Source organism: Streptomyces sp. 3214.6 (assembly GCF_900129855.1).
Lineage (GTDB): Bacteria > Actinomycetota > Actinomycetes > Streptomycetales > Streptomycetaceae > Streptomyces > Streptomyces soliscabiei.
Genome location: NZ_LT670819.1, coordinates 2,988,287 through 3,013,466, shown reverse-complemented (window position 1 = coordinate 3,013,466; position 25,180 = coordinate 2,988,287). Strand labels below are relative to the sequence as shown.

Here is a 25,180-nt window from a genome sequence, read left to right as displayed (position 1 = left end):
ACTCCTCAGCCGGTGGTGAAGGCGGTGTACTCGTCGGCCGACAGCAGCTCCTGCTGCTCGCCCGCGACGCGTACCTTGAACAGCCACCCGCCCTCGAAGGGGGCGGAGTTCACCAGCGACGGGTCGTCGGCGACATCCTGGTTGACCTCGACGACCTCGCCGTCGACCGGCGAGTAAAGCTCGCTGACCGACTTGGTCGACTCCAGCTCACCGCAGGACTCGCCCGCGGTCACCGTGGCACCGACCTCCGGGAGCTGGACGAACACCACGTCGCCGAGCGCGTTGGCCGCGTGCTCCGTGATGCCGACCGTCGAGACGCCGTCCTCGGCGCCCGACAGCCACTCGTGCTCCTTGCTGTAGCGCAGCTGCTGGGGGTTGCTCATGGCCTGAATTCTCCTGTACGCGGGTGGGTGCTGATGAAGGGGGGACTGCTGGAACCGTGCGTGAGCAGCGGGAATGTGTGCGGTGTCACGCGCCCGGCCAGGCTCTTGGTCTCTACTTGTGGCGCTTGTAGAAGGGCAGCGCCACGACCTCGTACGGCTCGTGGGCGCCCCGGATGTCCACGCCGACGCCCGGGGTCCCCGGCGCCGCGTGGGCCGCGTCGACGTACGCCATCGCGATCGGCCTGCCGAGAGTGGGGGAGGGGGCGCCGGAGGTGACCTCGCCGATCACGGCGCCGCCCGCGACGACCGCGTACCCGGCGCGCGGGACGCGACGGCCCGCGGCGACCAGGCCGACGAGGACGCGCGGGGGCTGTTCCTGCGCCCGCGAGGCCGCCGCGGCGAGCGCCTCGCGCCCCACGAAGTCGCCGTCCTTGCCGAACTTGACCACCCGGCCCAGCCCGGCGTCGAACGGGGTGAGGGAGGTGCTCAGCTCGTGCCCGTACAGCGGCATGCCCGCCTCCAGACGCAGCGTGTCCCGGCAGGACAGGCCGCACGGGACCAGTCCGACGCCCTCGCCGGCCTTGGTCAGCGCCTGCCACAGCTCGACGGCGTGCTCCGGCTTCACGAACAGCTCGAAGCCGTCCTCGCCGGTGTAGCCGGTGCGCGCGATGAGCGCGGGGACGCCGGCGACGGTGCCGGGCAGACCGGCGTAGTACTTCAGGCCGTCGAGGTCGGCGTCCGTGAGGGAGGCCAGGATGCCGGGGGACTCCGGTCCCTGGACGGCGATCAGGGCGTAGGCGTCCCGGTCGTCACGGACCTCGGCGTCGAAGCCGGCGGAACGCTCCACGAGCGCGTCCAGCACGACCTGCGCGTTGGAGGCGTTGGCGACGACCATGAACTCCGCGTCGGCGAGCCGGTACACGATCAGGTCGTCGAGGATGCCGCCGTCCGCGCCGCAGATCATGGTGTAGCGGGCGCGGCCCACCCCCACGGCGGTGAGGTCGCCGACGAGCGCGAAGTTCAGCAGGGCGCCCGCCTGCGGACCGGTGACGGTGATCTCGCCCATGTGGGAGAGGTCGAACAGCCCGGCCTTCGTGCGGACGGCGTTGTGCTCGTCGCGCTCGGAGCCGTAGCGCAGGGGCATGTCCCAGCCGGCGAAGTCGGTCATGGTCGCGCCGAGCGAACGATGCAGCGCATCGAGCGCGGTGTGACGGAGTTCTTCGGTACTGCTCATCGGACGGTCGTCTCCCAAGGCATGACGGGCGAGGTGGTTCCTCCCCACTCCTCCCCATCTGTCATCGGAACCTGAGAGGTTCGCCATGACGGCCCGTTACGACGGGTCGGACATGGCTTGCACCTTGGGTGGGGCCGACCTCGTCGAGACAAGGGGCGGCCCGCTTTTCAGATGTGCCTCGCCCGCGCGGTAACGGGGACCTGAGAGATTCAAGGGAGGGACTTGCTCCTTCGGCGCCCCAGCGAAACTGCTGCTGAGGACTCTCCCGCGCGGATTCGAACGGCCGGTATGCAGTTGGCGCGGCCATCATTGCACGGCCCGCCCCGATCGCGGCAGGCCGCATCTGTAACCGGCCTGTGTCGGTACGCGCACGAAATCGCGAGGCGCCGCGCATTACCTTCTCTTTACGCTTGGCGGGGATGAGGACTACCTGACCCCAGGGGAGGACGATCACGGTGAACGAGGCGACCACGGCGAGGACCACGGCATTCGCGACCATCTCGGGGATCGCGCTGCCCGCGCAGCCCGGCGCCCAGGCCCGGGAGGCGTGCGGCCCGCAGCCCGAGCCAGTCGTCCGTGACCTGCGCGAGCGGGCCGGCCGCAGCCCGCACGGGCTGCTCTTCGGCCCCCGTGACCTGGTCGTGGTCACCGGGCTGCCCGGCAGCGGCAAGTCCACGCTCATGAAGCGGGCCGTGAGCGGCGTCCGCATCGACTCCCAGGACACCCGCGACCGCTGGGACGCCCGCGCGCCCCGCCTCCTGCCCTACGCCCTCTACCGCCCCCTCGTCCGCCTCGCCCACTACGCCGGACTGCGCCGGGCGCTGCGCGGCGGCAAGGGCGTCGTCGTGCACGACTGCGGCACGCAGGCCTGGGTGCGTGACTGGCTGGCCCGCGAGGCCCGCCGCCGCGGCGGCACCCTCCACCTGCTGCTGCTCGACGTCGGCGCGGACACGGCCCTGGAGGGCCAGCGCGAGCGCGGCCGGGGCGTCTCGCGGTACGCGTTCCTGCGCCACCGGCACGCCGCCGCCCGGCTGCTGCGCTCGGTGGAGAAGGGCCGGCTGCCCGAGGGCTGCGGCTCGGCGGTCCTGCTCGACCGCGACGCGGCCGACACGCTGCGCCGGATCGGATTCACAGGCTCTGAGGGCTCGGGCGGAACGCCCGGTACCCGCTAGCCTTTCAGCCACAGCAGAGTGAGCGGTTCTTAGCAGGCGGTAGGCAGATGGACTTCCCCCCGGCGGACTTCCCGACGGACTTCTCCGCGGACTTCCCGGCGCAGGCGCACCCCCATTCGCACGGCGGATGGCCCGGCAACGAGCTGGAGGAGGTGCTCTCCGTCTCCCTCGGCGTGCCGGGAGCCGGCGGCCGCATCGTGGAGGTGCTCGGCCGCAGCTTCGTCTGGGTGCCGCTGCCCAGCGGCGGCGGCCCGCACAGCGGCCCCCTCGACCTGCCCACCCTGGAGCTGGACGGCCAGGTGTACGTGCCGGTCTTCAGCTCCGAGGAGCAGTTCCGCCAGGTCGTCGGCTCGCACATGTCGTTCACGATCGCGCCCGCCGTGGAGTTCGCCCGCGGGCTGCCCCCGCAGGTCGGCATCATGGTGAACCCCGAGGGCGTGGTCGGCGTCCCGCTGCCGCCACCGGCCGTCGCCGAGCTGTGCCGGGCGGGCCGCACCCCGCTGGACGGCCCCGCGAGCGGCGGCCGCGTCCGCCTCTACGAGCCCGACTGGCAGGACGACCCGGTGGACTTCCTGGCCGCGGCCTCGGCGGAGTTCGAGTCCATAGGCGTGGTCCGCACGGCCCGCCGCTGCCTGGCCGCGATCGAGACGGCGGACCCGGTGATGTTCGTCGGCGTCGAACTCTCCCAGTGGGAGGGCGACCTGCGTGCACTCCCCCTGGAGGCCCTCGGCAGGGCCCTGGGCCGCACCTCGTCCCCCTGGCCGGTCAACCTGGTCCTCCTGGACGTCGCCCAGGACCCGGTGGGCGAATGGCTGAGGACCCGGGTAAGGCCCTTCTACACAAGGACCCACTGACAACTCCGTCGCAAGGGTTCACTGACAACTCCCTCAGGGGCAGCCGACTTGGGGGCGCGGGGAACTGCGCGATCAACCGCACACAACCCGCACCCGCCAACGCATCACAGGCCCCGAGCTCTTGGGCGCATAAGCTGGACCCCAACGCGGGGCAACTTCTCGAAGGGGCGATAAAAAGTGAGCGCTGGCACTGCCGCGACCGGCTCGGTCGAGCACATGCTGCGCCAGGTCACGCCCGGGCGCTACGACGCCTACGAGGCGCTCCTGCGCGCGCTCGCGACCCCCTCCTCCGGCCAGGTCTGGATGCTCCTGTGGCACGGCCAGGCCGGCTCCCCGGACGCCCAGTACGGAAACATGGAGGTCGAGGGCTACGGCTACGCGCCGTGCGTGACCTCCGCCCAGGAGCTCAGCGCGAGCGGCTGGAACAGGTCGTACGAGGTGGTCGACGGACTGGACGTGGCCCGCACCCTCTACCCCGACCACTACGGTCTCTGGCTGAATCCGCACGCTCCCGGCGGCGGCGTCGGCATCCCCTGGCTGGACCTGCGCAGGATCGCGACCGGCCTGGAGCGCCAGCCCGCAGGCCCGCTGCGGCTGTCCGAGCCCGGCATCGAGGTCCCGCAGTTCTATGCCCTGCTCGCGCAGAACGCCCACCGTACCCCGGTGGTCCGCGCGTTGCGCCGGGCCTGGGTACAGCCGGCGCTGGGCGCGCCCTACCTGGCCATCGGGCTCGACGTGTACGAGTCCTCGCCGCCGGCCGTGGACGCCGTACGGGCGATGATGCAGCAGTCCATCGGCGCGGTGCCGGACGGGCTGCCGGTGTCGACGGTGGCCATGACCGACGAGTACGACCCTGTCGTGATGTGGATGCGCGCCAACGCCCGGCCGTTCTACGACCGTGAGGCCCACGCTTCCGCCCCGGCCCAGGCGCCCGCGGGCGGTTACGGCTATCCGCCCACCGGACGCTACTGACCGCTGCCCGCCGATCTCCCCGTCGCCCCTCCTGTCGCCTTCACCCTTCCTTCCACTCCTGTTACGGGGTGGTTACCGGACGTCTTCGCGCGTAGATAGCGGCGATTAGTACCGGTTATGTCCGATCTGCCCCGACTAGTCCCCGTCCGGGGGGCGTTACCCGCCGTCCGGATAACGGAACCCCTCTACCCGGATCACGTTTACGCATCCATTCACGGCCAAGTCTGGCAACAGATCGCCAAAGCGTTGAAGACTCCCGCTCCAGGGGGCTTATCCCCTGCGTATTACGGACTGATCACGCCGCCACCGCGGCAAAGTGCGGGCCGGCTACCGCCGGTTGAGAGGGGTCCCTGCCAGATGACGGCACCATTGCACGAGCCGACCGCGGAAGCGGCCCCGAGCGCGGCCGAGGAAGCGGCGGTCGCCACCAGCGGCGCCAAGGCCGTTCAGGGCCGTTCCCTGGGCCGGATCGCCTGGGAGCGCCTCAAGCGGGACAAGCTGGCCCTCACGGGCGGCATCGTGGTGCTTTTCCTCGTCGTGATCGCGCTGCTCGCGCCGGTCATCACCGGGCTCCTGGACCAGGACCCGAACGAGTACCACGAGAACCTCATCGACCCGCTCTTCGGCACGCCCACGGGCTCCCTGGGCGGTGTCAGCGGCGACCACCTGCTCGGCGTCGAGCCGGTCAACGGCCGCGACATCTTCGCCCGCATCCTCTACGGTGCCCGGATCTCGCTGCTGGTCGGCTTCCTGTCCGCCGTGGTCGCCGTGATCCTCGGAACGGTGCTGGGCATCCTCGCCGGCTTCTTCGGCGGCTGGATCGACTCCCTGATCAGCCGGGTGATGGACGGTCTGCTGGCCTTCCCGCAGCTGCTGTTCATCATCGCGCTGGTCTCCGTCATGCCGAACCACATGCTGGGCCTCACCGGTTCCAGCGTGCGCGTCTTCGTGATGATCCTGGTCATCGGGTTCTTCGGCTGGCCCTACATCGGACGCGTGGTGCGCGGCCAGACGCTCTCGCTGCGTGAGCGCGAGTACGTCGAGGCCGCCCGGTCGCTGGGCGCGGGGCGGGTGTACATCCTGTTCAAGGAGCTGCTGCCCAACCTGGTCGCCCCGATCGTCGTGTACACGACGATGATGATCCCCACCAACATCCTCACCGAGGCGGCCCTCAGCTTCCTGGGCGTCGGCGTCAAGCCGCCGACCGCCTCGTGGGGACAGATGCTCTCGAGCGCGATCGACTACTACGAGTCCGACCCCATGTACATGGTGGTCCCCGGTGTGGCGATCTTCATCACCGTCCTGGCCTTCAACCTCTTCGGCGACGGCGTCCGGGACGCGCTGGACCCGAAGGCATCCCGCTGAACCGCTGACGCTCCGACGCACAGCACCTCAACCGTCCCGTGGCCTTCACACGGGGTCTCTCATCAATCCGGAGGATCCGAGATCGTGACTACCCAACGCACCTCAGGGCGGCGGAAGCAGGCATTTGCCGCTGCCGCCGCGGTCGCCGCGCTGCTGACCACGGCGGCGTGCGGCGGTGGCGGAGACGACGACAAGGGCTCGAGCACCGGCGCCGCCGGCTTCGACGCCGCGAACAACAAGGTCGCTCAGGCTTCGCTGGCCAAGAAGGGCGGCACGCTGAAGTTCGGCAGTGCCCAGGACGCCGACTCGTGGGACACCACGCGCGGTTACTACGGCATGATGTGGAACTTCGCCCGCTACTACAGCCGCCAGCTCGTCACGAACAAGGCGGAGCCGGGCAAGGCCGGCGCGGAGCTCACCCCGGACCTCGCCACGGGTCTCGCCAAGGTCTCCGCCGACGGCAAGACCTACACGTACACGCTGCGCGACGGCGTCACGTGGGAGGACGGCAAGCCGATCACGTCCAAGGACGTGAAGTACGGCATCGAGCGTGTGTGGGCGCAGGACGTGCTGTCCGGCGGTCCGACGTACCTGAAGGACGTGCTGGACCCCAAGGGCGAGTACAAGGGCCCCTACAAGGACACGTCCGCGGACAAGCTGGGTCTGAAGGCCATCGAGACGCCGGACGACAAGACCATCGTCTTCAAGCTGCCGCAGGCCAACTCGGACTTCCAGGAGATGCTGGCGCTGATCTCGGCCTCCCCGGTCCGCCAGGACCAGGACACCAAGGCCAAGTACCAGCTGCACCCGTTCTCCTCCGGCCCGTACAAGTTCCAGTCGTACAGCCCCGGCAAGGAGCTGACCCTGGTCCGCAACACGTCCTGGAAGCAGGCCTCGGACCCGGTCCGCAAGGCCTACCCGGACAAGATCAGCATCCAGTTCTTCTCGGACGCCAACCAGCTCGACCAGCGTCTGCTCAGCGGTGACCTGGACCTCGACCTGACCCAGACCGGCATGTCCCCGCAGGGCCGCACCACCGCCCTGAAGGAGCACAAGGCCAACCTGGACAACCCGGTCTCCGGCTACATCCGCTACGCGGTCTTCCCGCAGAGCGTCGCGCCGTTCAACAACATCGAGTGCCGCAAGGCCGTCATCTACGGCGCCGACCACGTGTCGCTGCAGACCGCCCGTGGCGGCCCGGTCGCCGGTGGCGACATCGGCACCAACATGCTGCCGCCGTCCGTCCCGGGCTCCGAGGGCCAGAAGTACGACCCGTACGAGATCGCCGGTGCCAACAAGAGCGGCAACGAGGCCAAGGCCAAGGAGGCCCTGAAGGCCTGCGGTCAGCCGAACGGCTTCAAGACCACCATCGCGGTCCGCAACAACAAGCCGGTCGAGGTGGCCACCGCCCAGTCCCTGCAGGCGTCGCTGAAGAAGATCGGCATCAACGCCGAGATCGACCAGTTCGACGGCTCGCAGACCACCGGCATCATCGGCAGCCCCTCGAACGTGAAGAAGAAGGGCTACGGCATCATCATCATGGGCTGGGGTCCGGACTTCCCGTCCGTCCAGGGCTTCGGTCTGCCGCTGTGGGACAGCAAGTACATCCAGCAGAGCGGTAACAACAACTACGCGCTGATCAACGACAAGGCGATCGACGGTCTGTTCGACACCTACGTCACCACCCTGGACAACGCGGGCAAGGCCAAGGTCGCCACGGAGATCAACCACAAGGTGATGGAGGGCGCGTACTACCTGCCCTTCGTCTTCGAGAAGTTCATCAACTGGCGCGGGGACAACCTGGCCAACGTCTACACGACCGATGGCTACAGCGGTCAGTACGACTTCGTGAACCTCGGTCTGAAGAACCCGCAGAAGTAAACCCGGCACACCCGCCGAACGGCACGAAAGGCAGGTGAAGGCCGGCGCGGCGTGATCGCGGGCCATCGGACGACCTCCGGTGGCCCGCGGTCCGCGGCGGGCCGAGAGCTGTGCTCGCTTACCTCATCAGGCGGTTGTTCGCCGCCGCAGTGATGCTCGTGGCCATCATCATGGTGGTCTTCGGCATCTTCTTCCTCGTCCCCAAGTGGGCGGGCGTGGACATCGCATTGAGCTTCGTGGGCAAGCAGGCCGACCCTGCCGCCGTCGAGGGCGTGCGCCAGAAGCTGGGTCTGGGTGACCCGATCTACTCCCAGGTCTGGGAGTTCTTCAAGGGCATCTTCGCCGGCCGCACCTACTCGGGCGGCGGAGACACCATCCACTGCGCCGCGCCCTGCTTCGGCTACTCCTTCCGCAGCGAGCAGGCCGTCTGGCCGGTGCTCACCGACCGCTTCCCGGTGACCCTGGGGCTCGCGCTCGGCGCCGCCGTGCTGTGGCTGATCTTCGGTGTCGCCGCGGGCGTGCTCTCCGCGCTCAAGCGGGGCACCCTGTGGGACCGCGGCGCGATGGTCGTCGCCCTGGCGGGTGTGTCGCTGCCCATCTACTTCACCGGCATGCTGAGCCTGGCGATCTTCGCCTTCGGGCTCCACTGGATCGACGCGCAGTACGTGCCGTTGGCGGACAGCTTCTCCGGCTGGCTCGGCGGCATGATCCTGCCGTGGATCACCCTCGCCTTCCTGTACGCGGCGATGTACGCCCGGATCACCCGCGCCACCATGCTGGAGATCCTCGGCGAGGACTACATCCGCACCGCCCGGGCGAAGGGCCTCAAGGAGCAGACCGTCATCGGCAAGCACGCCATGCGCTCGACGATGACGCCCATCCTCACCATGCTCGGCATGGACCTCGGCGCCCTCATCGGCGGCGCGATCCTGACCGAGTCCACGTTCAACCTGCCCGGTCTCGGCCGGGCCGTGCTGGACGCCATCCGCAACCAGGACCTGCCCATCATCGTGGGTGTGACCCTGATCACTTCCCTCGCGGTGCTCGTCGCCAACCTCGTGGTGGACATCCTGTACGCCGTGATCGACCCCCGAGTGAGGCTCACGTGACCGAACTCAGCAAGAGCGGAGCGGCCGTGGGCGAGCCCACCCCCGCTTCGCCCGCGCCGACGTCCTTCCTCGAAGTGCGCGACCTCAAGGTGCACTTCCCGACCGACGACGGCCTGGTCAAGTCCGTCGACGGGCTCAGCTTCCAGCTGGAGAAGGGCAAGACCCTCGGCATCGTGGGCGAGTCCGGCTCCGGCAAGTCGGTGACGTCGCTCGGCATCATGGGCCTGCACACCGCCGGTCAGTACGGCAAGCGCAAGGCCCAGATCTCCGGCGAGATCTGGCTGGACGGCACCGAGCTGCTGTCCGCCGACCCGGACTACGTGCGCAAGCTGCGCGGCCGCGAGATGGCGATGATCTTCCAGGATCCGCTGTCGGCGCTGCACCCGTACTACACGATCGGTCAGCAGATCGTGGAGGCGTACCGGATCCACCACAACGTCGACAAGAAGACCGCCAAGCGCCGTGCGGTCGAGATGCTCGACCGGGTGGGCATCCCGCAGCCGGACAAGCGGGTGGACAGCTACCCGCACGAGTTCTCCGGCGGTATGCGCCAGCGCGCCATGATCGCGATGTCGCTGGTCAACAACCCCGAACTGCTGATCGCGGACGAGCCGACGACCGCCCTGGACGTGACCGTCCAGGCGCAGATCCTCGACCTCATCCGCGACCTGCAGAAGGAGTTCGGCTCCGCGGTCATCGTCATCACCCACGACCTGGGCGTCGTCGCCGAACTCGCCGACGACATCCTGGTGATGTACGGCGGCCGCTGTGTCGAGCGGGGCCCGGCCGAGAAGGTGTTCTACGAGCCCCGGCACCCCTACACCTGGGGTCTGCTCGGCTCGATGCCGCGCCTGGACCGTGAGCAGCAGGAGCGCCTGATCCCGGTCAAGGGCTCCCCGCCCTCGCTGATCAACATCCCGTCCGGCTGCGCCTTCAACCCGCGCTGCCCGTACGCGGACCTCCCGAAGGACAACGTCACCCGCACGGTCCGTCCGGAGCTGGCCGAGGTCGGCAGCCGGCACTGGGCCGCCTGCCACCTGGGCAAGGAGCAGCGGGAGCGTATCTGGACCGAAGAGATTGCGCCGAAGCTGTGAGTGACGACGAGAAAGCGGTGACCATTCCCGCACAGGCCGACGGCTCCACGGAGCAGGGCGCGACCCTCACCGAGGACGCCGCCCCCGGCGAGGTGCTGCTGAAGGTCAGTGGGCTGCAGAAGCACTTCCCGATCAAGAAGGGCCTGCTCCAGCGGCAGGTCGGGGCGGTGCACGCGGTCGACGGCATCGACTTCGAGGTCCGCTCCGGCGAGACGCTCGGCGTCGTGGGCGAGTCCGGCTGCGGCAAGTCGACGATGGGCCGGCTGATCACCCGGCTGCTCGAACCGACCGGCGGCAAGGTCGAGTTCCAGGGCAAGGACATCACCCACCTCGGCGTGAACGGCATGCGTCCGCTGCGCCGCGACGTGCAGATGATCTTCCAGGACCCGTACTCGTCGCTGAACCCGCGCCACACCATCGGCACGATCGTCGGCGCTCCCTTCAAGCTGCAGGGCGTGACGCCCGAGGGCGGCGTCAAGAAGGAAGTGCAGCGGCTGCTGTCGGTCGTGGGTCTCAACCCCGAGCACTACAACCGCTACCCGCACGAGTTCTCCGGCGGTCAGCGTCAGCGCATCGGCATCGCCCGCGCGCTCGCGCTGAACCCGAAGCTGGTCGTGGCGGACGAGCCGGTCTCGGCCCTGGACGTGTCGATCCAGGCCCAGGTCGTGAACCTGCTGGACGACCTCCAGGAGGAGCTCGGCCTCACGTACGTGATCATCGCGCACGACCTCTCGGTGGTCCGGCACGTCTCGGACCGCATCGCGGTGATGTACCTCGGCAAGATCGTGGAGCTGGCCGATCGCGACCTGCTCTACAAGTCGCCGATGCACCCGTACACCAAGGCGCTCATGTCGGCGGTCCCGATCCCGGACCCGAAGCGCAAGAACGCCAAGAGCGAGCGGATCCTGCTCAAGGGCGACGTCCCCTCGCCGATCTCGCCGCCGAGCGGCTGCCGCTTCCACACCCGGTGCTGGAAGGCGACGGAGATCTGCAAGACCAAGGAGCCGGTGCTCGTCGAGCTGCGGCCCGGCCAGCAGGTGGCCTGCCACCACCCGGAGAACTTCGCGGACCAGGCTCCGCAGGACACCGTCCTGCTGACGGTCGCGAAGGAGGCGGCGGAGCTGGTGGCCGACGAGGTCCTCGCGGAGTCCGCGGAGACCTCGGCGGCGGTGGCGGCGGAGGTCGCGGAGGTCGCGGAGTCCGCGGAGACGGAGGCGGCTGCCGAGGAGACGTCCTCTCCCGAGGCCACGTCTGCTGCCGAGGAGGCTGCCGAAGAGCCGTCTGCCGCCGAGGAGGCTGCCGAAGAGCCGTCTGCCGCCGAGGAGGCTGCCGAGCCGGCCGGGACCGCGAAGGCCGAAGGCCAGGAGTCAACCGACAAGTAACGCATGACGAGTTGGCAAAGTCATGTACATGATTGAACGGGAGGGTCCAGAGTCATCCGTGTCCGACTTATCGGTACACGTTCGAAAGGGATGACCCATGAGACTCTCCCGTTCGTCACGCTTAGTCGCCGTCGCCACCGCGGCGGCTTCTTTCTTCGCCATCGCCGCGTCCTCCGCTCCCACCCCCGGATCGGCCGGTATCGGCGACTCGTACTTCCCTCAGCTCGGCAACGGCGGCTTCGACGCCCGCCACTACGACCTCGCCCTCGCCTACAACCCCGACACCGACCGCCTCGACGGCCGTACGACGATCACTGCGCGGGCCGGCCAGAGCCTCTCGTCCTTCGATCTGGACCTGCAGAAACTGGAGGTCACCCGGGTCGAAGTGGACGGCAAGCGGGCGCGGTTCACCCGCGACGGCGACGAGATCCGCATCACCCCGCGCGGAGCGATCCGCAAGGGAGCGACCTTCGAGGTGGCCGTCACCTACGGCGGCGTCCCCGAACCCCTCGGCGGCCCCATCGTCTTCGGCTCCGACTACGGCTGGATGAAGACCACCGACGGCGTCTTCGTCGCCTGCGAGCCCAACGCCGCGTCCACCTGGTTCCCGTCCAGCGACCACCCCTCGGACAAGGCCACCTACGACATCCACGTCAAGGCGCCGAAGGGCCTGACCGCCGTCTCCAACGGCCGGCTGGTCTCGACGTACGACAAGGGCGGCTCGACGTACACGCACTGGCGCGAGACGAAGCCGATGTCGAGCTACCTCGCGACCGCCACGATCGGGAAGTTCGACGTGAAGACCGGGACGACGCCCGGCGGCACCCCGATCTACGTCGCGATCGACCCGGTGCTCGCGAACAGCAACAACGTCGACGTGTACGGCGTCACCGCGGCCGCCACCGACTACTGGTCGCAGGTCTTCGGCCCGTACCCCTTCGAGGAGACCGGCGCGATCGTCGACGATATGCCGGAGGCCGGGTTCTCGCTGGAGGTGCAGTCCAAGCCGGTGTACTCGGCCGTCCGCAACGAGTCGACGATCGTGCACGAACTGGCCCACCAGTGGTTCGGCGACTCGGTCTCGGTCGCGCACTGGAAGGACATCTGGCTCAACGAGGGCTTCGCCACCTACGCCCAGTGGCTGTGGGCCGAGCACCAGGGCACCCGCTCGGCGCACGACTCCTTCCTGGCAGGCTACAACTCCCGCCCCGCCGACAACGCCTTCTGGCAGATCACCGTCGGCGACCCGCAGCGCGACACCATGTTCGCCTCCGCGGTCTACCAGCGCGGCGCGATGACCCTCCAGGTGCTGCGCGAGCGCATCGGCGACGCCGCCTTCTTCAAACTGCTCCCCGCCTGGACCGAGCTGCACCGCTACGGCAACGCGGACACGGACGACTTCGTCCGCCTCGCCGAGCGGATCTCCGGGCAGCAGCTCGACGACCTCTTCCAGACCTGGCTCTTCACCACAGGGAAACCCACCCTGTGATGCCGTACGGCCTGGGTTTGTAAGGTTCACAGTCGCTGCTGGGTGACAATGTAAGGGTGATCCAGCAGATCTTCAGTCCCTCCGTCCAGCACACGCTCGACCTCGTCGGCATCTTCGTGTTCGCCATCTCCGGCGCGCTGCTGGCCGTCCGCAAGAACTTCGACGTGTTCGGCATCGCCATGCTCGCCGAGGTCACCGCGCTGGGCGGAGGGCTGTTCCGGGACCTGGTCATCGGGGCCGTGCCCCCGGCGGCCTTCACCGACCTGGGGTACTTCCTCACGCCGCTGTTCGCCGCCCTGCTGGTCGTCTTCCTTCACCCGCAGGTGGAGCGCATCCAGACCGGCGTGAACATCTTCGACGCGGCAGGACTCGGCCTGTTCTGCGTCACCGGCACGACGAAGGCGTACGCCCACGGGCTCGGCCTCACCGCCTCGGCCACCCTGGGGCTCGCGACCGCCGTCGGCGGCGGCGTGCTGCGCGACGTGCTGGCCAACGAGGTGCCGTCACTGCTGCGCTGGGACCGCGATCTCTACGCGGTCCCGGCGATCGTCGGCGCCACCATGGTGGTGCTCTGCATCCGTTACGACGTGCTCACCCCGTTGGCCAGCGGTCTGGCCGCCGTCACCGCTTTCGTCCTGCGGCTTCTCGCGATGCGCTACCACTGGCGAGCGCCTCGCGCTTGGAATCGGCGTTCGACGGTGCGTGAGGAGTAGCACCGGCGGCGAGCCCGTGCTGGTTGAGCTGTGTCGTCAGCCACTTGAACGCCGGCACCACCTGCGGCCGCCACAGCGCCATGGTGTGGCCGCCCGCGTTCTTCGGGATGTAGATCACCTTCACGGTGGTCGGTGCCTTCGCCACCTTCTGCAGGGCCAGGCCCGCCTGATAGCCGTCGTTCGGCTCGCCGGAGACGTAGAGCGCCACGGCCGGCGGGGCGGTCGCCTTGCGGAGCATCAGGTACGGGTTGGTGGACTTGCGCAGCGCCGGGTCCTGGGCGGTGAGCGAGTTGGGCTCGCCGATGGGGTCGTTGTAGCCGGACAGGCTGACCGCGGCCCGGTAGCGGTTGGGGTGGGCGATGGCCAGCTTGACCGCGCAGTGCGCGCCGGCCGAGTAGCCGGCCACGGCCCAGCCCTTGGGCGCCGGCTGGGCCCGGAAGTTGTCCGTGACCATCTTCGGCACGTCGATGCTCAGCCAGCTGTCGGCGTTGACGGTGCCCGCCACGTTGGCGCAGCCGGTGTCGACGCCGGGCAGCAGCGTGGTGCGCGGTGCGATCAGGATGAACGGCGCGACCTTGCCCTTGCGCATCAGCGGCTCCAACTGCGTGGCCACGTGCATCGACCCGAACCAGGACTTCGCCGACCCCGGGTAGCCAGGCAGCAGCTCCACGACGGGGAAGGCCTTCTTCGCGTACGCGGGCTGGTTGTACTGCGGGGGCAGCCAGACGTAGACCTCGGCGTTGATGCCGGAGACGCGGCCCTTGAGCTGGGTGACGCGCACCCCCTGCAGGCCCGGACCCTTGGCCTCGCTGAACTTCTGCGCGACCTTGGGCAGCTTGTCCAGCGCGATGCCGCCGGTGCCGTCGGCGCCCAGGTCGGCGGCCTGCGCCACATGGTTGCCCGTGCCCAGGAGGTCGTCCCAGGTGTCGTACAGGTTGTTGCTGTTGTTGACCAGCACGAAGACCAGGGCGACGGCCGTGCCCTGCGCGAAGAACAGCATCAGCACCCGGGCGAAGGCCCGCAGGATCAGCGGTCCGCGCAGCCGCGACCACAGCAGCAGTGGCACTGCGACGGCGACGACGGACAGCGCGATCAAGGTGAAGAGGAACGGAGTCCCGGTGAGGCTCATGTCCTTGCAGAGGGAAAAAACGCCGTCGAGGTTACGGACGAGTTTGGACACTTACCAAGAAATTGCGGAACTCTCAAGAGAGTCTCATCCTCCCGTGCCTGCGGATGCAGCCCGCAGCGGCCTCGCCACCTGGGAAAGCTACCGCTTAGTAATCAACTGTTGTACCGTTCAGCCATGCCAGAAGCAGCTACCGCGGCCGCCCGGCGGGCCGTCATCGGCGACAGTGAGTTCGATCGCGACACCGCGCTCACCCCGCGAGCACCGGGGGTCTACGACATCGACCTCTCGGCCGGCTGGACGATCATCAGCGCCGTCAACGGCGGCTACCTCCTCGCCGTCCTCGGCCGAGCCCTCGCGGACGCCCTGCCGCACCGCGACCCCTTCACGATCTCGGCGCACTACCTCACCGCCTCCAGGCCCGGCCCCGCGGTCGTCCGCACGGACGTCGTCCGCACCGGCCGCACCCTGTCCACCGGCCAGGCCTCGCTCTTCCAGTACGACGAGGACGGCGCCGAGGTCGAGCGGATCCGCGTCCTCGCCTCCTACGGCGACCTGGACACCCTCCCGGACGACGTCCGCACGACGGCGAAGCCGCCCATGATCCCGCCGATGGAGCAGTGCTTCGGCCCCGAGGGCGGACCGGTCCCCGTCGACGGCAGCTCCGCCATCACCGACCGGCTGATGCTCAAGCTCGACCCGGCCACCCTCGGCTGGGCGCTCGGAGCGCCCTCGGGCAACGGCGAGATGCGGGCCTGGTTCGGCCTCAAGGACGGCCGCGACCCCGACCCGCTCTCCCTGCTCCTCGCCGTGGACGCCCTGCCGCCCACCGCCTTCGAGATCGGCCTGCGCGGCTGGGTCCCCACGGTCGAGCTGACGGTCCACGTCCGCTGCCGTCCGGCCCCCGGCCCGCTGCGCGTCTCCCTCACCACCCGCAACCTCGCGGGCGGCTTCCTGGAGGAGGACGCCGAGGTCTGGGACAGCGCGGACCGACTGGTCGCGCAGTCCCGGCAACTGGCGCGCGTCAGGCTCGGCTGAGGGCTGGTTGCTCGAGGGGCGCTTTACCTGAATCACAGGCAGGGGACAGAGGAGGCCGAAGGAAGGCCAAGGCGCCGTTGGTTGAGTTCCCGCCTCAGGTTCTCCTCGTCTTCCCTGGAGCTGTCTCTCATGAAGCGTGCGCTGATGCCCGTCCGTCTCATCCCCGCGGTGGCGCTGCTGGCGCTCTCCCCGTTCGCCCTGGCGGCCTGCGGCTCGGGCGACTCCTCCTCGAACAGCGGCACGTCCGGCGTGCAGTCCTGCCAGGCGCCGTCCGGCAATCCCTCGGGCATGCCGAGCGGCGCCCCCTCGGGAGGTTCTATGGGCGCGCGGAGCGGTGCGGCCGGCGGCGCTCCTTCGGGGCAGCCGACGGGCACCCCGACCGGCACCACGACCGGTGTCCCGTCCGGCGCTCCGAGCGGCGGCCCCGGCGGGGGCGGTCCGGGCGGCGGCCAGGGCGGCGGCGGGTGCGGCGGGCCGGGCGGCGGCCAGGGGCAGCAGGGGTAGCACGCCCAGCAGCAGGGCTGATCGGCGGTTCACCCACAGGGCGGCGCACTCGGGAACTACGCGAACGAGTGCGCCGCCCCTGTATCTGTCTGTCGGGGGTGTCGGGGTGCCTGTCGAAGTGACTGTCGGACGTTTCAGTCCAGCCAGTGGTGGCGGCCGATGCTGATGAGCCGCATCTGACGGGTCGCGAGCCGGCTGACCCGCTCCCGGTCCTCCGGCGAGGCCTCCAGGGCCTCCAGGAACAGCGAGGCCGTGATGAGCATCTGGTCGACATAGAGATGCGAGAGCATCAGCAGATCGTCGTCGCTCCAGCCCTCGGCCTCGGCGTCCTTGGCCAGCTCGGCCCTCACCTCCTCGGCGAACCGGCCCAGTTGCTCCCGTATCGCCTCCCGCACCGGCTGGACCCCGCCGTGCCGCTCACGGGCGATGAAGCGGACGTGCGCGGGGTACGCGCTCACATGGCCCGCGATCAACTCGACAGCGCGGGTGATGCGTTCCTCGCTGCTGTCGGCCGTGGTCACCGTGGTCCGGATCATCGGGTGCAGGCTGCCCAGCGCCTCCTCGACGAGGGCGACGCCCAGATCCTCGGTGGAGCGGAAGTGCCGGTAGAAGGCGGTGGGGGCGACACCGACGGCACGGGTGACCTCACGCAGGCCCAGGCTGCTCAGGCTCTGCTCCTCCAGCAGCCCCAAGGCCGCGTCCAGGAGTGCCTGCCGGGTCTTCTGCTTCTGGGCCTGCCTGATGCCGAAGGTGTGACTCATGTCATCCAGTTAACAACTGTTCTCCGGAATTGGAAAGTCGCGAGGCGCGCTAGACTCTAAGTCAGTGAACAACTGTTACTACAACTGTTCACCCAAAATTTACGGAGGGGGATCCGATCCCATGCTGTTCCTGGTTGCCGCACTGCTGCTGTTCGGCGTCGTCATGGGCGCCGTCGCCCACGCGCCGTTCGCCTTCACCCTCGTCGCCGCCACCGTGATCGCCGCCTGGCTCGGCATCTTCGCGCTCCGCGAGCGCCACGGCCGCCGCCGGCAGACCTCGACCCACTGACCCACAGGAGCTCTGAACAACCATGCAACTCACCGCCCCGGCCGCGAGCCGCACCGGTGTCCAGGACGCCGACGGAATGGCCGTCGCGTCCTTCATCCTGGGCCTCCTGGGCCTGCTCGTCCTCAACGTCTTCCTCGGCCCGATCGCCATCGTCCTGGCGGCCGTCGCCCTCTGGCGGGGCACGGCCCGCCGCGGCCGCGCCTACCTCGGCCTGACCCTGGGCATCGCCGACCTCGTGGTCCTGGTGGCCTTCATGCAGGCGGACTCGACGATCTCCTGGAACTTCTGACTGCTTCTGACTGCCGACAGCGCCGGGTGATTCGGCGCACCTCGCAGCGAGGCCGACTGTTCGGGCCCGTAGAATCGGGGCCACCATGGCATACCTCGACCACGCCGCGACCACCCCGATGCTCCCCGAGGCGGTCGAGGCACTCACCGCGCACCTGAGCATCACCGGTAACGCCTCCTCCCTCCACGCGGCCGGCCGACAGGCCCGCCGTACGGTCGAGGAAGCCCGTGAGACCCTCGCGGAAGCGCTAGGCGCCCGCCCCAGCGAGGTCGTCCTCACCTCCGGCGGCACCGAGGCCGACAACCTCGCGGTCAAGGGCCTGTACTGGTCCCGCCGCGACGCCGACCCGGCCCGCACCCGAGTCCTGGCCAGCCCCGTCGAGCACCACGCGGTCCTCGACGCCGTGCACTGGCTCGGTGAACACGAGGGCGCCACGGTCGAGTACCTGCCGGTGGACTCCTACGGCCGGGTCCACCCCGAAGCGCTCCGCGAAGCGATCGCCCGCAACCCCGACGACGTCTCCCTCGCCACCGTCATGTGGGCGAACAACGAGATCGGCACGGTCATGCCGGTCCGCGAACTCGCGGACGTGGCAGCCGAGTTCGACGTCCCGTTGCACGCCGACGCCGTCCAGGCCTTCGGCCAGGTCCCCGTCTCCTTCGCCGACTCCGGCCTCGCCGCGATGACGGTCTCCGGTCACAAGATCGGCGGCCCGTACGGCATCGGCGCCCTCCTCCTGGGCCGCGAGTACACCCCCGTCCCCGTCCTGCACGGCGGTGGCCAGGAGCGCCACGTCCGCTCCGGCACCCTCGATGTCCCCGCGATCGCCTCCTTCTCGGTCGCCGGACGCCTCGCGGCAGAGCAGCGCGAGTGGTTCGCCGGCGAGATCGGCGCCCTGCGCGACGCCCTGATCGACGCGGTCCGTACGGCCGTCCCGGACGCGATCCTCGGCGGCGACCCCGTGGACCGCCTCCCGGCCAACGCCCACTTCACCTTCCCCGGCTGCGAGGGCGACTCCCTGCTGCTGCTGCTCGACGCCCAGGGCATCGAGTGCTCCACCGGCTCCGCCTGCACCGCCGGCGTCGCGCAGCCCAGCCACGTTCTGCTCGCCACCGGCACCGATCCCGACCTGGCCCGCGGCACCCTGCGTTTCTCCCTCGGCCACACCTCCACCGAGGCCGACGTCGAGGCAGTCGCCAAGGCCATCGGCCCGGCGGTGGAACGGGCCCGCGCGGCGGGACTGACGTAACCCGCGCCCTGAACGGGCGCGGGGCGCTGACACCGCCCAGGGCCTGTGCGGCGGATCATGCCGAGGCGAAACGAGGAGCGAGCCGAGGAGGCTGTGCGGCCGCCGTGTACGCCAACTCCCTTGAACGCTAGCCAAGTTGGTGGCATGCAGGTCATCTTCGGGGTGCGGGACACATCGGACGGCCGACACTCACGGCTGATGCTCAGGTGACAGCGGTACGCGCCGCCCGCACGAGCCGCAGATACCGGTCCCAGTCCCAGTGCTTGCCGGGGTCGGTGTGGTCCGTGCCCGGCACCTCCACGTGCCCGATGATGTGCTCGCGGTCGACGGGTATGTCGTAGCGCCGGCAGATCGCGGCCGTCAGCCGCGCGGAGGCGGCGTACATGGCGTCGGTGAAGTCCTCCGGCCGGTCCACGAAGCCCTCGTGCTCGATGCCGACACTGCGCTCGTTGTACGCGCGGTTGCCCGCGTGGTACGCCACGTCCAGCTCGCGGATCATCTGCGTGACGTGCCCGTCCTGGGCGACGATGTAGTGCGCGGCCGCCTTGTGCCCCGGGTCCTCGAACGCCTTCACCGCGCTCGCGAGATCGCCCTGCGTGACATGGACGACGACCATGTCGATCCCGTAGTCGTCCGGCCGGTCCGCCCAGCGGAAGTTCGCCTCCGACGCCGCCACCCACCGCGCGCCCACGAAGTCGACGGCACCCGCCACCCGCTTCCTGCGCACGCCCGGCAGCCGCCAGTACAGCCGCGCCAGCTCATCACGCGCCAACACCCCGGTGCCGACGGCCGCCACCGCGCCGCCGATCAGCAGCGCGCGCCGCCCGATCCGCCGGTCGGAATCGCTGTTCTTGTCCCCCATGTCCGCGCCCTTCCTCGCCCCTCGTGATCGTCAACGGATATGCGCGGATTCCGGTTCCCGGCGACCCGTACCCTGGAAGGGTTATGACTGAGACCTCGCAGCGCCCCCGCCCCCTTCGCGTACTCGCCGCCATGTCCGGCGGAGTCGACTCCGCCGTCGCCGCCGCCCGCGCCGCGGAAGCCGGCCATGACGTGACCGGCGTCCACCTCGCGCTCTCCGCGAACCCGCAGTCGTTCCGCACGGGCGCGCGAGGCTGTTGCACCATCGAGGACTCCCGCGACGCCCGCCGCGCCGCCGACGTCATCGGCATCCCGTTCTACGTCTGGGACCTCGCCGACCGCTTCCGCGAGGACGTCGTCGACGACTTCGTCGCCGAGTACGAGGCCGGCCGCACCCCCAACCCCTGCCTGCGCTGCAACGAGAAGATCAAGTTCGCCGCCCTGCTCGACAAGGCGCTCGCGCTGGGCTTCGACGCGGTCTGCACCGGGCACTACGCGCAGGTCGTCGTTCGCGAGGACGGCACCCGGGAACTCCACCGCGCCTCCGACATGGCCAAGGACCAGTCGTACGTCCTCGGCGTCCTGGACGACCGGCAGCTCGCCCACGCGCTCTTCCCCCTCGGCGACACGGTGACCACGAAGGACGAGATCCGCGCGGAGGCCGAGCGCCGAGGCCTGGCCGTCGCCAAGAAGCCCGACTCGCACGACATCTGCTTCATCGCCGACGGCGACACCCAGGGCTTCCTCGCGAAGCGCCTCGGCAAGGCGGAGGGCGACATCGTCGACGAGTCCGGCACGAAGATCGGCACCCACGAGGGCGCGTACGGCTTCACCATCGGCCAGCGCAAGGGGCTGCGCATCGGCACCCCGGCCGCCGACGGCAAGCCGCGCTACGTCCTGGACATCTCCCCGGTCGACAACACGGTGACGGTCGGCCCGGCCGCCGCCCTGGACGTGACCGCCCTGACCGCGATCAAGCCCCGCTGGTGCGGCGCCGCCCCCACCGGCCCCGGCGCCTACACCGCCCAACTGCGCGCCCACGGCGGCGAGACCGAGGTGACGGCCGAACTGATCGACGGCCGCCTGGAGGTCACGTTCACCGAGCCCGTCCGAGGCGTGGCCCCCGGCCAGGCGATCGTCCTGTACGACGACACCCGCGTGGTGGGCTCGGCGACGATCGCGTCCACGGTGCGGGCGACGGCCGACGTGTCCTGACCTACCGGGCGAAGAACTCCGCCAGCACCGGCGCCAGGACGTTCGGGTCGACCATGTGCGTCTGGCCCTCGAGGGTCCGGTACGTGCCGTCCGGGGCCGCCTTGGCCACGGCGCGTACGGCCTCGCGCAGCCACGGCGGGCTCTCCTCGCCCGCCACGGCCAGCACGGGGACGCCGATCGAGGCCAGCCGCTCCCGGGGCACCAGCCCGCCGCCCATGACCGAGTCGTCGTAGGCGAGGGTCGGCGCGATGGCCTCCATCCCCTCCCACATCGGCGACTGACGGGCGCCCCGGATCATCTCGTCGGCCAGCCCCGTCAGCCGCAGGAACAGCTCGACGGCGTCGCCGCGCCGGCCCTGCGCGAGCGCCTCGGTGAGGTTCGCCGTGTACTCGGCGCGCGCCTTGGCCTCCTCCTCGTCGAGGGCGAACGGCGTCTCGTACACCGCGACCCGGCGCACCGGCAGCCCGGCGGCCGCCGCGTGAAGCACCAGCGCGCCGCCCGACGAGATGCCGTACAGCGCCGCCTCGCCGCCCGCCGCGTCGATGAGGGCCGCCAGGTCCTCGACCTCGCGCTGCACCGCGTACGGCGCCGTGTCGCCGCTCTCGCCGCGGCCCCGGCGGTCGTACCAGAAGACCGTGAAGCGGCTCGCGAGCAGCCCGGCCAGGGGCGCCATGGTGCCGCCCGTGGACATCGCCCCGCTGACGAGGACGATCGCGGGACCCTGTCCCTTCCGTTCGTACGCGATGGCGGTGCCGTCGCGTGAAAGCGTCTTCTTGTCCATGTCTGTCGAGACTGTCAGACGGGACGGAACTTGTCGGGGTGGCGGGGCCGGGAGCCCGCCGACCGTCAGTCCGCGCGGATGAGGAACCGCTGGTCGGCCGCGCCGGTGCAGCGCTCCTCGACAGCCTCGGCGCCCTCGGTACTTTCGTCGCCGGTCAGCCCGATGCAGGTGGTGCCGTGGGCCGGACGAAGCCGGAAGCCCTCGGCGGCGTCGGCGGCGGCCTCCAAGCGGAACAGGGTGCCCTGGTCGCAGTCGTCCCGGGGTTCGAGCATGCCCTTCACCGGACCGGTGTCCATGACCGTCAGGCACCCCTTCCCGAGCTGGGGGTGATGCCACTGGACGCGGTAGAAGCCCTCGCCGAACGGTTCGAGGTAGGTGCGCGGCACGGTCGCCCGGGCGCACGGCAGCTGGACGGCGACGGCGCTCCCGTAGGCGCCGCGGCGGTCGCGGCCGTCCGTCAGACAGAGGTCCGGTCTGCGGAGCGGGCGCACGGTGACCCAGCCGTCGACCGGGGCCCGGGAAGCGGTGCCCGGGACGGCCGAGGCCCCGGCCCCGGAACCGTCGGCCTTTCCGGAGCCCTCGGAGGTCTCCGGGAGCAGTCCCCAGGCGGCCAGGGCGAGCAGCGGAACGGCGATACCGGCCGCGAGCAGGACGGTGCGGCCGTTGGCCCGGCGGGGCCGTCCGCCGGATGTCTCCTCGGTCCGCGGCGCGCTCTCGCCGTCGGCCTCTCCGCCGGGCCCGGGCACCGCGGTGTCCCGCTCGGCGATCCGCTCTCTGGCGTCCAGCCAGGCGTCGACCCGCTCCCCGTCCCCACAGGCGCGGACGAAGGCCGCCAGCAGATCGGGGCGGGGGAGGCTCGTGCGCCGCAGGATGTCGGCCAGCGTGCTGCGGGCCAGCACGTCACCGTTGTGGGCGGCCCGCTCCTCCAGTTCGCGGTACGTCAGCCCGGCGCCCTCCTTGAGCCGCTGCATCGACGCGACGAAGCCGGCGGCGTCCCGGGCCTCGTACGGCGACAGCTCTCCCAGATTCCCCATCCCTGCATCGTGTTGCAGCCATGAGGCACGGGACAACCGTGGATTCGGTCATGCCCCGTTGTCCGGAACAGAATCCGGACAACGCTCTGACCAGCCCGGACAGCTCCCTCTCTGTCCGGGACAGCCGTGGGCTGTTGCTCATGCTCCTCGACGGTCAGCAGTCTCGGTGGTGCCCGGCCGGCTCTCGGCACAACGGGCTCCACCCGAGGCGCACCGCGCCACAATCCGAAATGAGGAGTGTCATGAAGGTCCGTCATGTGATGACCGGTATCGCAGGTGCCGCGCTCGCGATCGGCATCGCGGGTTCCCCCGCCCAGGCCGACGGGAGCGTCCGGCTCGCCAGCGCCAACGATCCCAACCAGGCGGGGGTCGTCTACCGCAGCTACGGCGACATCTTCGAGATCTGGGACAACGTGCACGACGGCAAGGCGGTCCACGTGAAGTGGGCCTACAACTCCGCCCTCAACGGCGCGGCGACGCTCCGCGTGCCCGTGGACTACGACACGGGCTACACCTACAACCTGGAGCTCGACGAGTCGCGCGGCACGGTCTACTTCAAGGTCTGCCAGGGAACCCGGTGCTCCCCCCTCGGCAGCAGCAACATCTGAGGCAACCGCCTCCCGGCGACAGCCGGCCCTGAGAAACGCGCATGAGGGTGCGACCGGTGCCGAAGGGGGGAGCACCGGTCGCACCCGGGCGCGCGCTCCGACCTCAAGCCGGAGAGACGGTCACCTCGTAGAAGCAGAGATGGTCCTTGATCTCGGCGACGTCGGGCTTGGGATCGGGATAGGCCCAGACGAGGTCCGCCGCGTCCGGCAGCGACCAGTAGGACGCCGTGCCCTTGAAGGGGCAGTACGTGTGGGTGTCGGAGGGGGTCAGGAGGTCGAGCCGTACGTCCTCGGCGGGTATGTAGTACCGCACCGGACAGCCGGTCTCGCGCAGAACGAGCGCCCGCTCGGTCTCGGCCAGCACATGGTCTCCGTGGACGACCCTGAGGTGCTGGTCGCCCTGCTCGATCGTGATCGTGTGTCCTTCGCTCATACCGGAGAAGCACCCGCCGGCCGCCGGTTCTTCCCGCGTACGGTGGCCGCATGCGTATCTGTGTCTTCCTCTCCGCCGCCGACCTCGACGACCGTTACACACGCCCCGCGCGCGAGTTCGCCGAACTGCTGGGCAAGGGCGGCCACACGCTCGTCTGGGGCGGTTCCGACGTCGGCCTGATGAAGGTGGTCGCCGACGGTGTGCAGGAGGCGGGCGGCCGGCTGTGCGGGGTGTCGGTGGACTTCCTCGCGGCCAAGACGCGGCCCGGAGCCGATGAGATGGTGATCGCTCGTGATCTCGCCGAGCGCAAGCGGCTGCTCCTGGAGAAGGCCGACGCGGTGGTGATCATGGTCGGTGGCACGGGCACGCTCGACGAGGCCACCGAGATCCTGGAGCTGAAGAAGCACGGCCACACCGAAAAGCCGGTCGTCCTGCTGAACACCGCGGGCTTCTACGACGGCCTCAAGCAGCAGTTCCGGCGCATGGAGGACGAGGGGTTCCTGCCCCGCCCGCTCACCGACCTGGTGTTCTTCGCGGAGGAGCCGGTGGGCGCGCTGGCCTACCTGGAGGAGAGCGAGGGGATCGCGTAGCCCCTCGCCGATGCGAGCATGGCGGACATGGCTACTCATGTGATCACCGGAGCGGGCTCCGGCATCGGCGCGGCCGTCGCCCGCGCTCTGCACGCGCGCGGGGACGACCTCGTGCTGCACGCGCGCGACGCGGGCCGCGCGAAGGAACTCGCGGCGGAGTTCCCCGGCGCGCGGACCCTCGTCGGCGACCTGGCCGATCCCGACAAGCTGAGCTGGGCCTTCTCGCACCAGTCGCTCCCGGACCGGGTCGACTCGTTGCTGCACATCGCGGGGGTGGTCGACCTCGGCCCGGTCGGCGACCTCACCCCCAAGTCCTGGCGCCACCAGCTCAACGTCAACCTGATCGCCCCGGCCGAGCTGACCCGGCACCTCCTGCCCCAACTCCGGGCCGCACACGGCCACGTGGTGTTCGTGAACTCGGGCGCGGGCCTCAACGCCCACGCCGTCTGGTCCGCTTACGCGGCGTCCAAGCACGGCCTGAAGGCCCTCGCCGACGCGCTCCGTCACGAGGAGCACGGCAACGGCGTCCGGGTCACCTCCGTCTATCCGGGCCGCACCGCCAGCCCGATGCAGGCCAAGGTCCACCAGCAGGAGGGCAAGGAGTACGACGCGTCGAAGTGGATCGATCCGCAGTCGGTGGCGACGACGATCCTCATGGCCCTCGATCTGCCCCGGGACGCCGAGGTCAACGACCTGACGGTACGACCGGGAACGTGACGGCGCCTCCCCGCGGATGTGTACGTAGGCTTCCGGG

At 70.1% G+C, this 25,180-nt stretch carries 27 protein-coding genes and 2 riboswitches; of the genes, 19 read left to right on the top strand and 8 right to left on the bottom strand.

Translation table 11 applies throughout. The annotated features are described in order from the left end of the window. Positions 1-5 precede the first annotated feature (5 nt). Both gcvH and gcvT read right to left on the bottom strand, forming a co-directional pair. Entirely contained in the window at positions 6-383 is a 378-nt protein-coding gene (gcvH, locus tag B5557_RS13400; protein ID WP_079659355.1) for a glycine cleavage system protein GcvH, read from the bottom strand. Between the two features lie 112 nt (positions 384-495). Beyond that, complete coding sequence (gcvT, locus tag B5557_RS13395; RefSeq protein ID WP_079659354.1) at positions 496-1,617, bottom strand: glycine cleavage system aminomethyltransferase GcvT; 1,122 nt, start codon at positions 1,615-1,617, stop codon at positions 496-498. 48 nt (positions 1,618-1,665) lie between these two features. Next, a riboswitch (glycine riboswitch) is annotated at positions 1,666-1,794 on the bottom strand. Further along, positions 1,795-1,895: riboswitch (glycine riboswitch) on the bottom strand. 177 nt (positions 1,896-2,072) lie between these two features. Here gcvT and B5557_RS13390 point away from each other — a divergent pair. The 10 genes from B5557_RS13390 (at position 2,073) to B5557_RS13345 (ending at position 13,648) form a co-directional block, all read left to right on the top strand. After that, entirely contained in the window at positions 2,073-2,789 is a 717-nt protein-coding gene (locus B5557_RS13390) for an AAA family ATPase (protein ID WP_079659352.1), read from the top strand. A 47-nt stretch (positions 2,790-2,836) separates the two neighbouring features. Next, the gene (locus B5557_RS13385) at positions 2,837-3,643 is read left to right on the top strand and encodes an enhanced serine sensitivity protein SseB (RefSeq protein ID WP_079659351.1); all 807 of its coding nucleotides are present in this window, start codon (positions 2,837-2,839) and stop codon (positions 3,641-3,643) included. Between the two features lie 216 nt (positions 3,644-3,859). Then, entirely contained in the window at positions 3,860-4,615 is a 756-nt protein-coding gene (locus B5557_RS13380) for an enhanced serine sensitivity protein SseB C-terminal domain-containing protein (protein ID WP_099935896.1), read from the top strand. A 357-nt stretch (positions 4,616-4,972) separates the two neighbouring features. Further along, a complete protein-coding gene (locus tag B5557_RS13375; RefSeq protein ID WP_079659348.1) occupies positions 4,973-5,980 on the top strand; it encodes an ABC transporter permease in 1,008 nt (335 codons plus the stop codon). A gap of 84 nt (positions 5,981-6,064) precedes the next feature. Further along, positions 6,065-7,861, top strand: coding sequence for an ABC transporter substrate-binding protein (locus tag B5557_RS13370; RefSeq protein WP_079659347.1), 1,797 nt, complete (start codon positions 6,065-6,067; stop codon positions 7,859-7,861). Between the two features lie 110 nt (positions 7,862-7,971). Continuing rightward, positions 7,972-8,970, top strand: coding sequence for an ABC transporter permease (locus B5557_RS13365; protein WP_079659345.1), 999 nt, complete (start codon positions 7,972-7,974; stop codon positions 8,968-8,970). Beyond that, positions 8,967-10,064, top strand: coding sequence for an ABC transporter ATP-binding protein (locus B5557_RS13360; protein WP_079659344.1), 1,098 nt, complete (start codon positions 8,967-8,969; stop codon positions 10,062-10,064). The genes B5557_RS13365 and B5557_RS13360 overlap by 4 nt, the downstream gene beginning before the upstream one ends. 17 nt (positions 10,065-10,081) lie before the next feature. Further along, on the top strand, positions 10,082-11,446 hold the full coding sequence (locus B5557_RS13355) for an ABC transporter ATP-binding protein (RefSeq protein WP_162499667.1): 1,365 nt from the start codon (positions 10,082-10,084) through the stop codon (positions 11,444-11,446). A gap of 97 nt (positions 11,447-11,543) precedes the next feature. Next, positions 11,544-12,935: a M1 family metallopeptidase gene (locus B5557_RS13350; protein WP_079659341.1), complete on the top strand. Its 1,392-nt coding sequence runs from the start codon at positions 11,544-11,546 to the stop codon at positions 12,933-12,935. A gap of 56 nt (positions 12,936-12,991) precedes the next feature. Next, the gene (locus B5557_RS13345; RefSeq protein WP_079659339.1) at positions 12,992-13,648 is read left to right on the top strand and encodes a trimeric intracellular cation channel family protein; all 657 of its coding nucleotides are present in this window, start codon (positions 12,992-12,994) and stop codon (positions 13,646-13,648) included. Here B5557_RS13345 and B5557_RS13340 read toward each other — a convergent pair. Then, positions 13,557-14,777, bottom strand: coding sequence for an alpha/beta hydrolase (locus B5557_RS13340; protein WP_079659338.1), 1,221 nt, complete (start codon positions 14,775-14,777; stop codon positions 13,557-13,559). The two genes, B5557_RS13345 and B5557_RS13340, sit on opposite strands and share 92 nt — an antisense overlap. Positions 14,778-14,951: 174 nt before the next feature. Here B5557_RS13340 and B5557_RS13335 point away from each other — a divergent pair, with 174 nt between their 5' ends. Next, the gene (locus B5557_RS13335) at positions 14,952-15,812 is read left to right on the top strand and encodes a thioesterase family protein (RefSeq protein WP_079659336.1); all 861 of its coding nucleotides are present in this window, start codon (positions 14,952-14,954) and stop codon (positions 15,810-15,812) included. A 129-nt stretch (positions 15,813-15,941) separates the two neighbouring features. Continuing rightward, positions 15,942-16,316, top strand: a complete 375-nt coding sequence (locus B5557_RS13330) for a hypothetical protein (RefSeq protein ID WP_079659335.1) — start codon at positions 15,942-15,944, stop codon at positions 16,314-16,316. 134 nt (positions 16,317-16,450) lie between these two features. On the opposite strand, the gene B5557_RS13325 is transcribed toward B5557_RS13330, so the two are convergent. Next, on the bottom strand, positions 16,451-17,077 hold the full coding sequence (locus B5557_RS13325) for a TetR family transcriptional regulator (protein ID WP_079659333.1): 627 nt from the start codon (positions 17,075-17,077) through the stop codon (positions 16,451-16,453). Positions 17,078-17,198: 121 nt separating this feature from the next. Between B5557_RS13325 and B5557_RS44205 the strand changes: the two genes are divergently transcribed. The 3 genes from B5557_RS44205 (at position 17,199) to B5557_RS13315 (ending at position 18,904) form a co-directional block, all read left to right on the top strand. Then, positions 17,199-17,366 (top strand): hypothetical protein, encoded by a 168-nt coding sequence (locus B5557_RS44205; RefSeq protein WP_099935894.1) that lies wholly within the window; start codon positions 17,199-17,201, stop codon positions 17,364-17,366. 22 nt (positions 17,367-17,388) lie between these two features. Next, a complete protein-coding gene (locus B5557_RS13320; protein ID WP_079659332.1) occupies positions 17,389-17,655 on the top strand; it encodes a DUF4190 domain-containing protein in 267 nt (88 codons plus the stop codon). 85 nt (positions 17,656-17,740) lie between these two features. Then, on the top strand, positions 17,741-18,904 hold the full coding sequence (locus tag B5557_RS13315) for a cysteine desulfurase family protein (RefSeq protein ID WP_079659330.1): 1,164 nt from the start codon (positions 17,741-17,743) through the stop codon (positions 18,902-18,904). Positions 18,905-19,106: 202 nt separating this feature from the next. Here the strand turns inward: B5557_RS13315 and B5557_RS13310 are convergent, their stop codons facing one another. Then, complete coding sequence (locus B5557_RS13310; protein WP_079659329.1) at positions 19,107-19,766, bottom strand: N-acetylmuramoyl-L-alanine amidase; 660 nt, start codon at positions 19,764-19,766, stop codon at positions 19,107-19,109. Between the two features lie 83 nt (positions 19,767-19,849). Here B5557_RS13310 and mnmA point away from each other — a divergent pair, with 83 nt between their 5' ends. Continuing rightward, a complete protein-coding gene (gene mnmA, locus B5557_RS13305; protein ID WP_079659327.1) occupies positions 19,850-20,980 on the top strand; it encodes a tRNA 2-thiouridine(34) synthase MnmA in 1,131 nt (376 codons plus the stop codon). A 1-nt stretch (position 20,981) separates the two neighbouring features. Here mnmA and B5557_RS13300 read toward each other — a convergent pair whose 3' ends face one another. Continuing rightward, the gene (locus tag B5557_RS13300) at positions 20,982-21,761 is read right to left on the bottom strand and encodes an alpha/beta fold hydrolase (RefSeq protein ID WP_079659326.1); all 780 of its coding nucleotides are present in this window, start codon (positions 21,759-21,761) and stop codon (positions 20,982-20,984) included. Positions 21,762-21,826: 65 nt separating this feature from the next. Continuing rightward, entirely contained in the window at positions 21,827-22,795 is a 969-nt protein-coding gene (locus tag B5557_RS13295) for an RICIN domain-containing protein (RefSeq protein ID WP_231976343.1), read from the bottom strand. Positions 22,796-23,037: 242 nt separating this feature from the next. Here B5557_RS13295 and B5557_RS13290 point away from each other — a divergent pair, with 242 nt between their 5' ends. Next, entirely contained in the window at positions 23,038-23,403 is a 366-nt protein-coding gene (locus B5557_RS13290; RefSeq protein ID WP_079659325.1) for a hypothetical protein, read from the top strand. 103 nt (positions 23,404-23,506) lie between these two features. Here the strand turns inward: B5557_RS13290 and B5557_RS13285 are convergent, their stop codons facing one another. Then, entirely contained in the window at positions 23,507-23,836 is a 330-nt protein-coding gene (locus B5557_RS13285; protein WP_079659324.1) for a DUF427 domain-containing protein, read from the bottom strand. 50 nt (positions 23,837-23,886) lie between these two features. Between B5557_RS13285 and B5557_RS13280 the strand changes: the two genes are divergently transcribed. Both B5557_RS13280 and B5557_RS13275 read left to right on the top strand, forming a co-directional pair. After that, positions 23,887-24,426, top strand: a complete 540-nt coding sequence (locus tag B5557_RS13280) for a TIGR00730 family Rossman fold protein (RefSeq protein WP_079659323.1) — start codon at positions 23,887-23,889, stop codon at positions 24,424-24,426. An 18-nt stretch (positions 24,427-24,444) separates the two neighbouring features. Continuing rightward, positions 24,445-25,143 carry an SDR family oxidoreductase gene (locus B5557_RS13275; protein ID WP_079659322.1) on the top strand — a complete coding sequence of 233 codons (699 nt, stop codon included), beginning with the start codon at positions 24,445-24,447 and terminating at the stop codon, positions 25,141-25,143. The last annotated feature ends 37 nt before the right edge of the window (positions 25,144-25,180 follow it).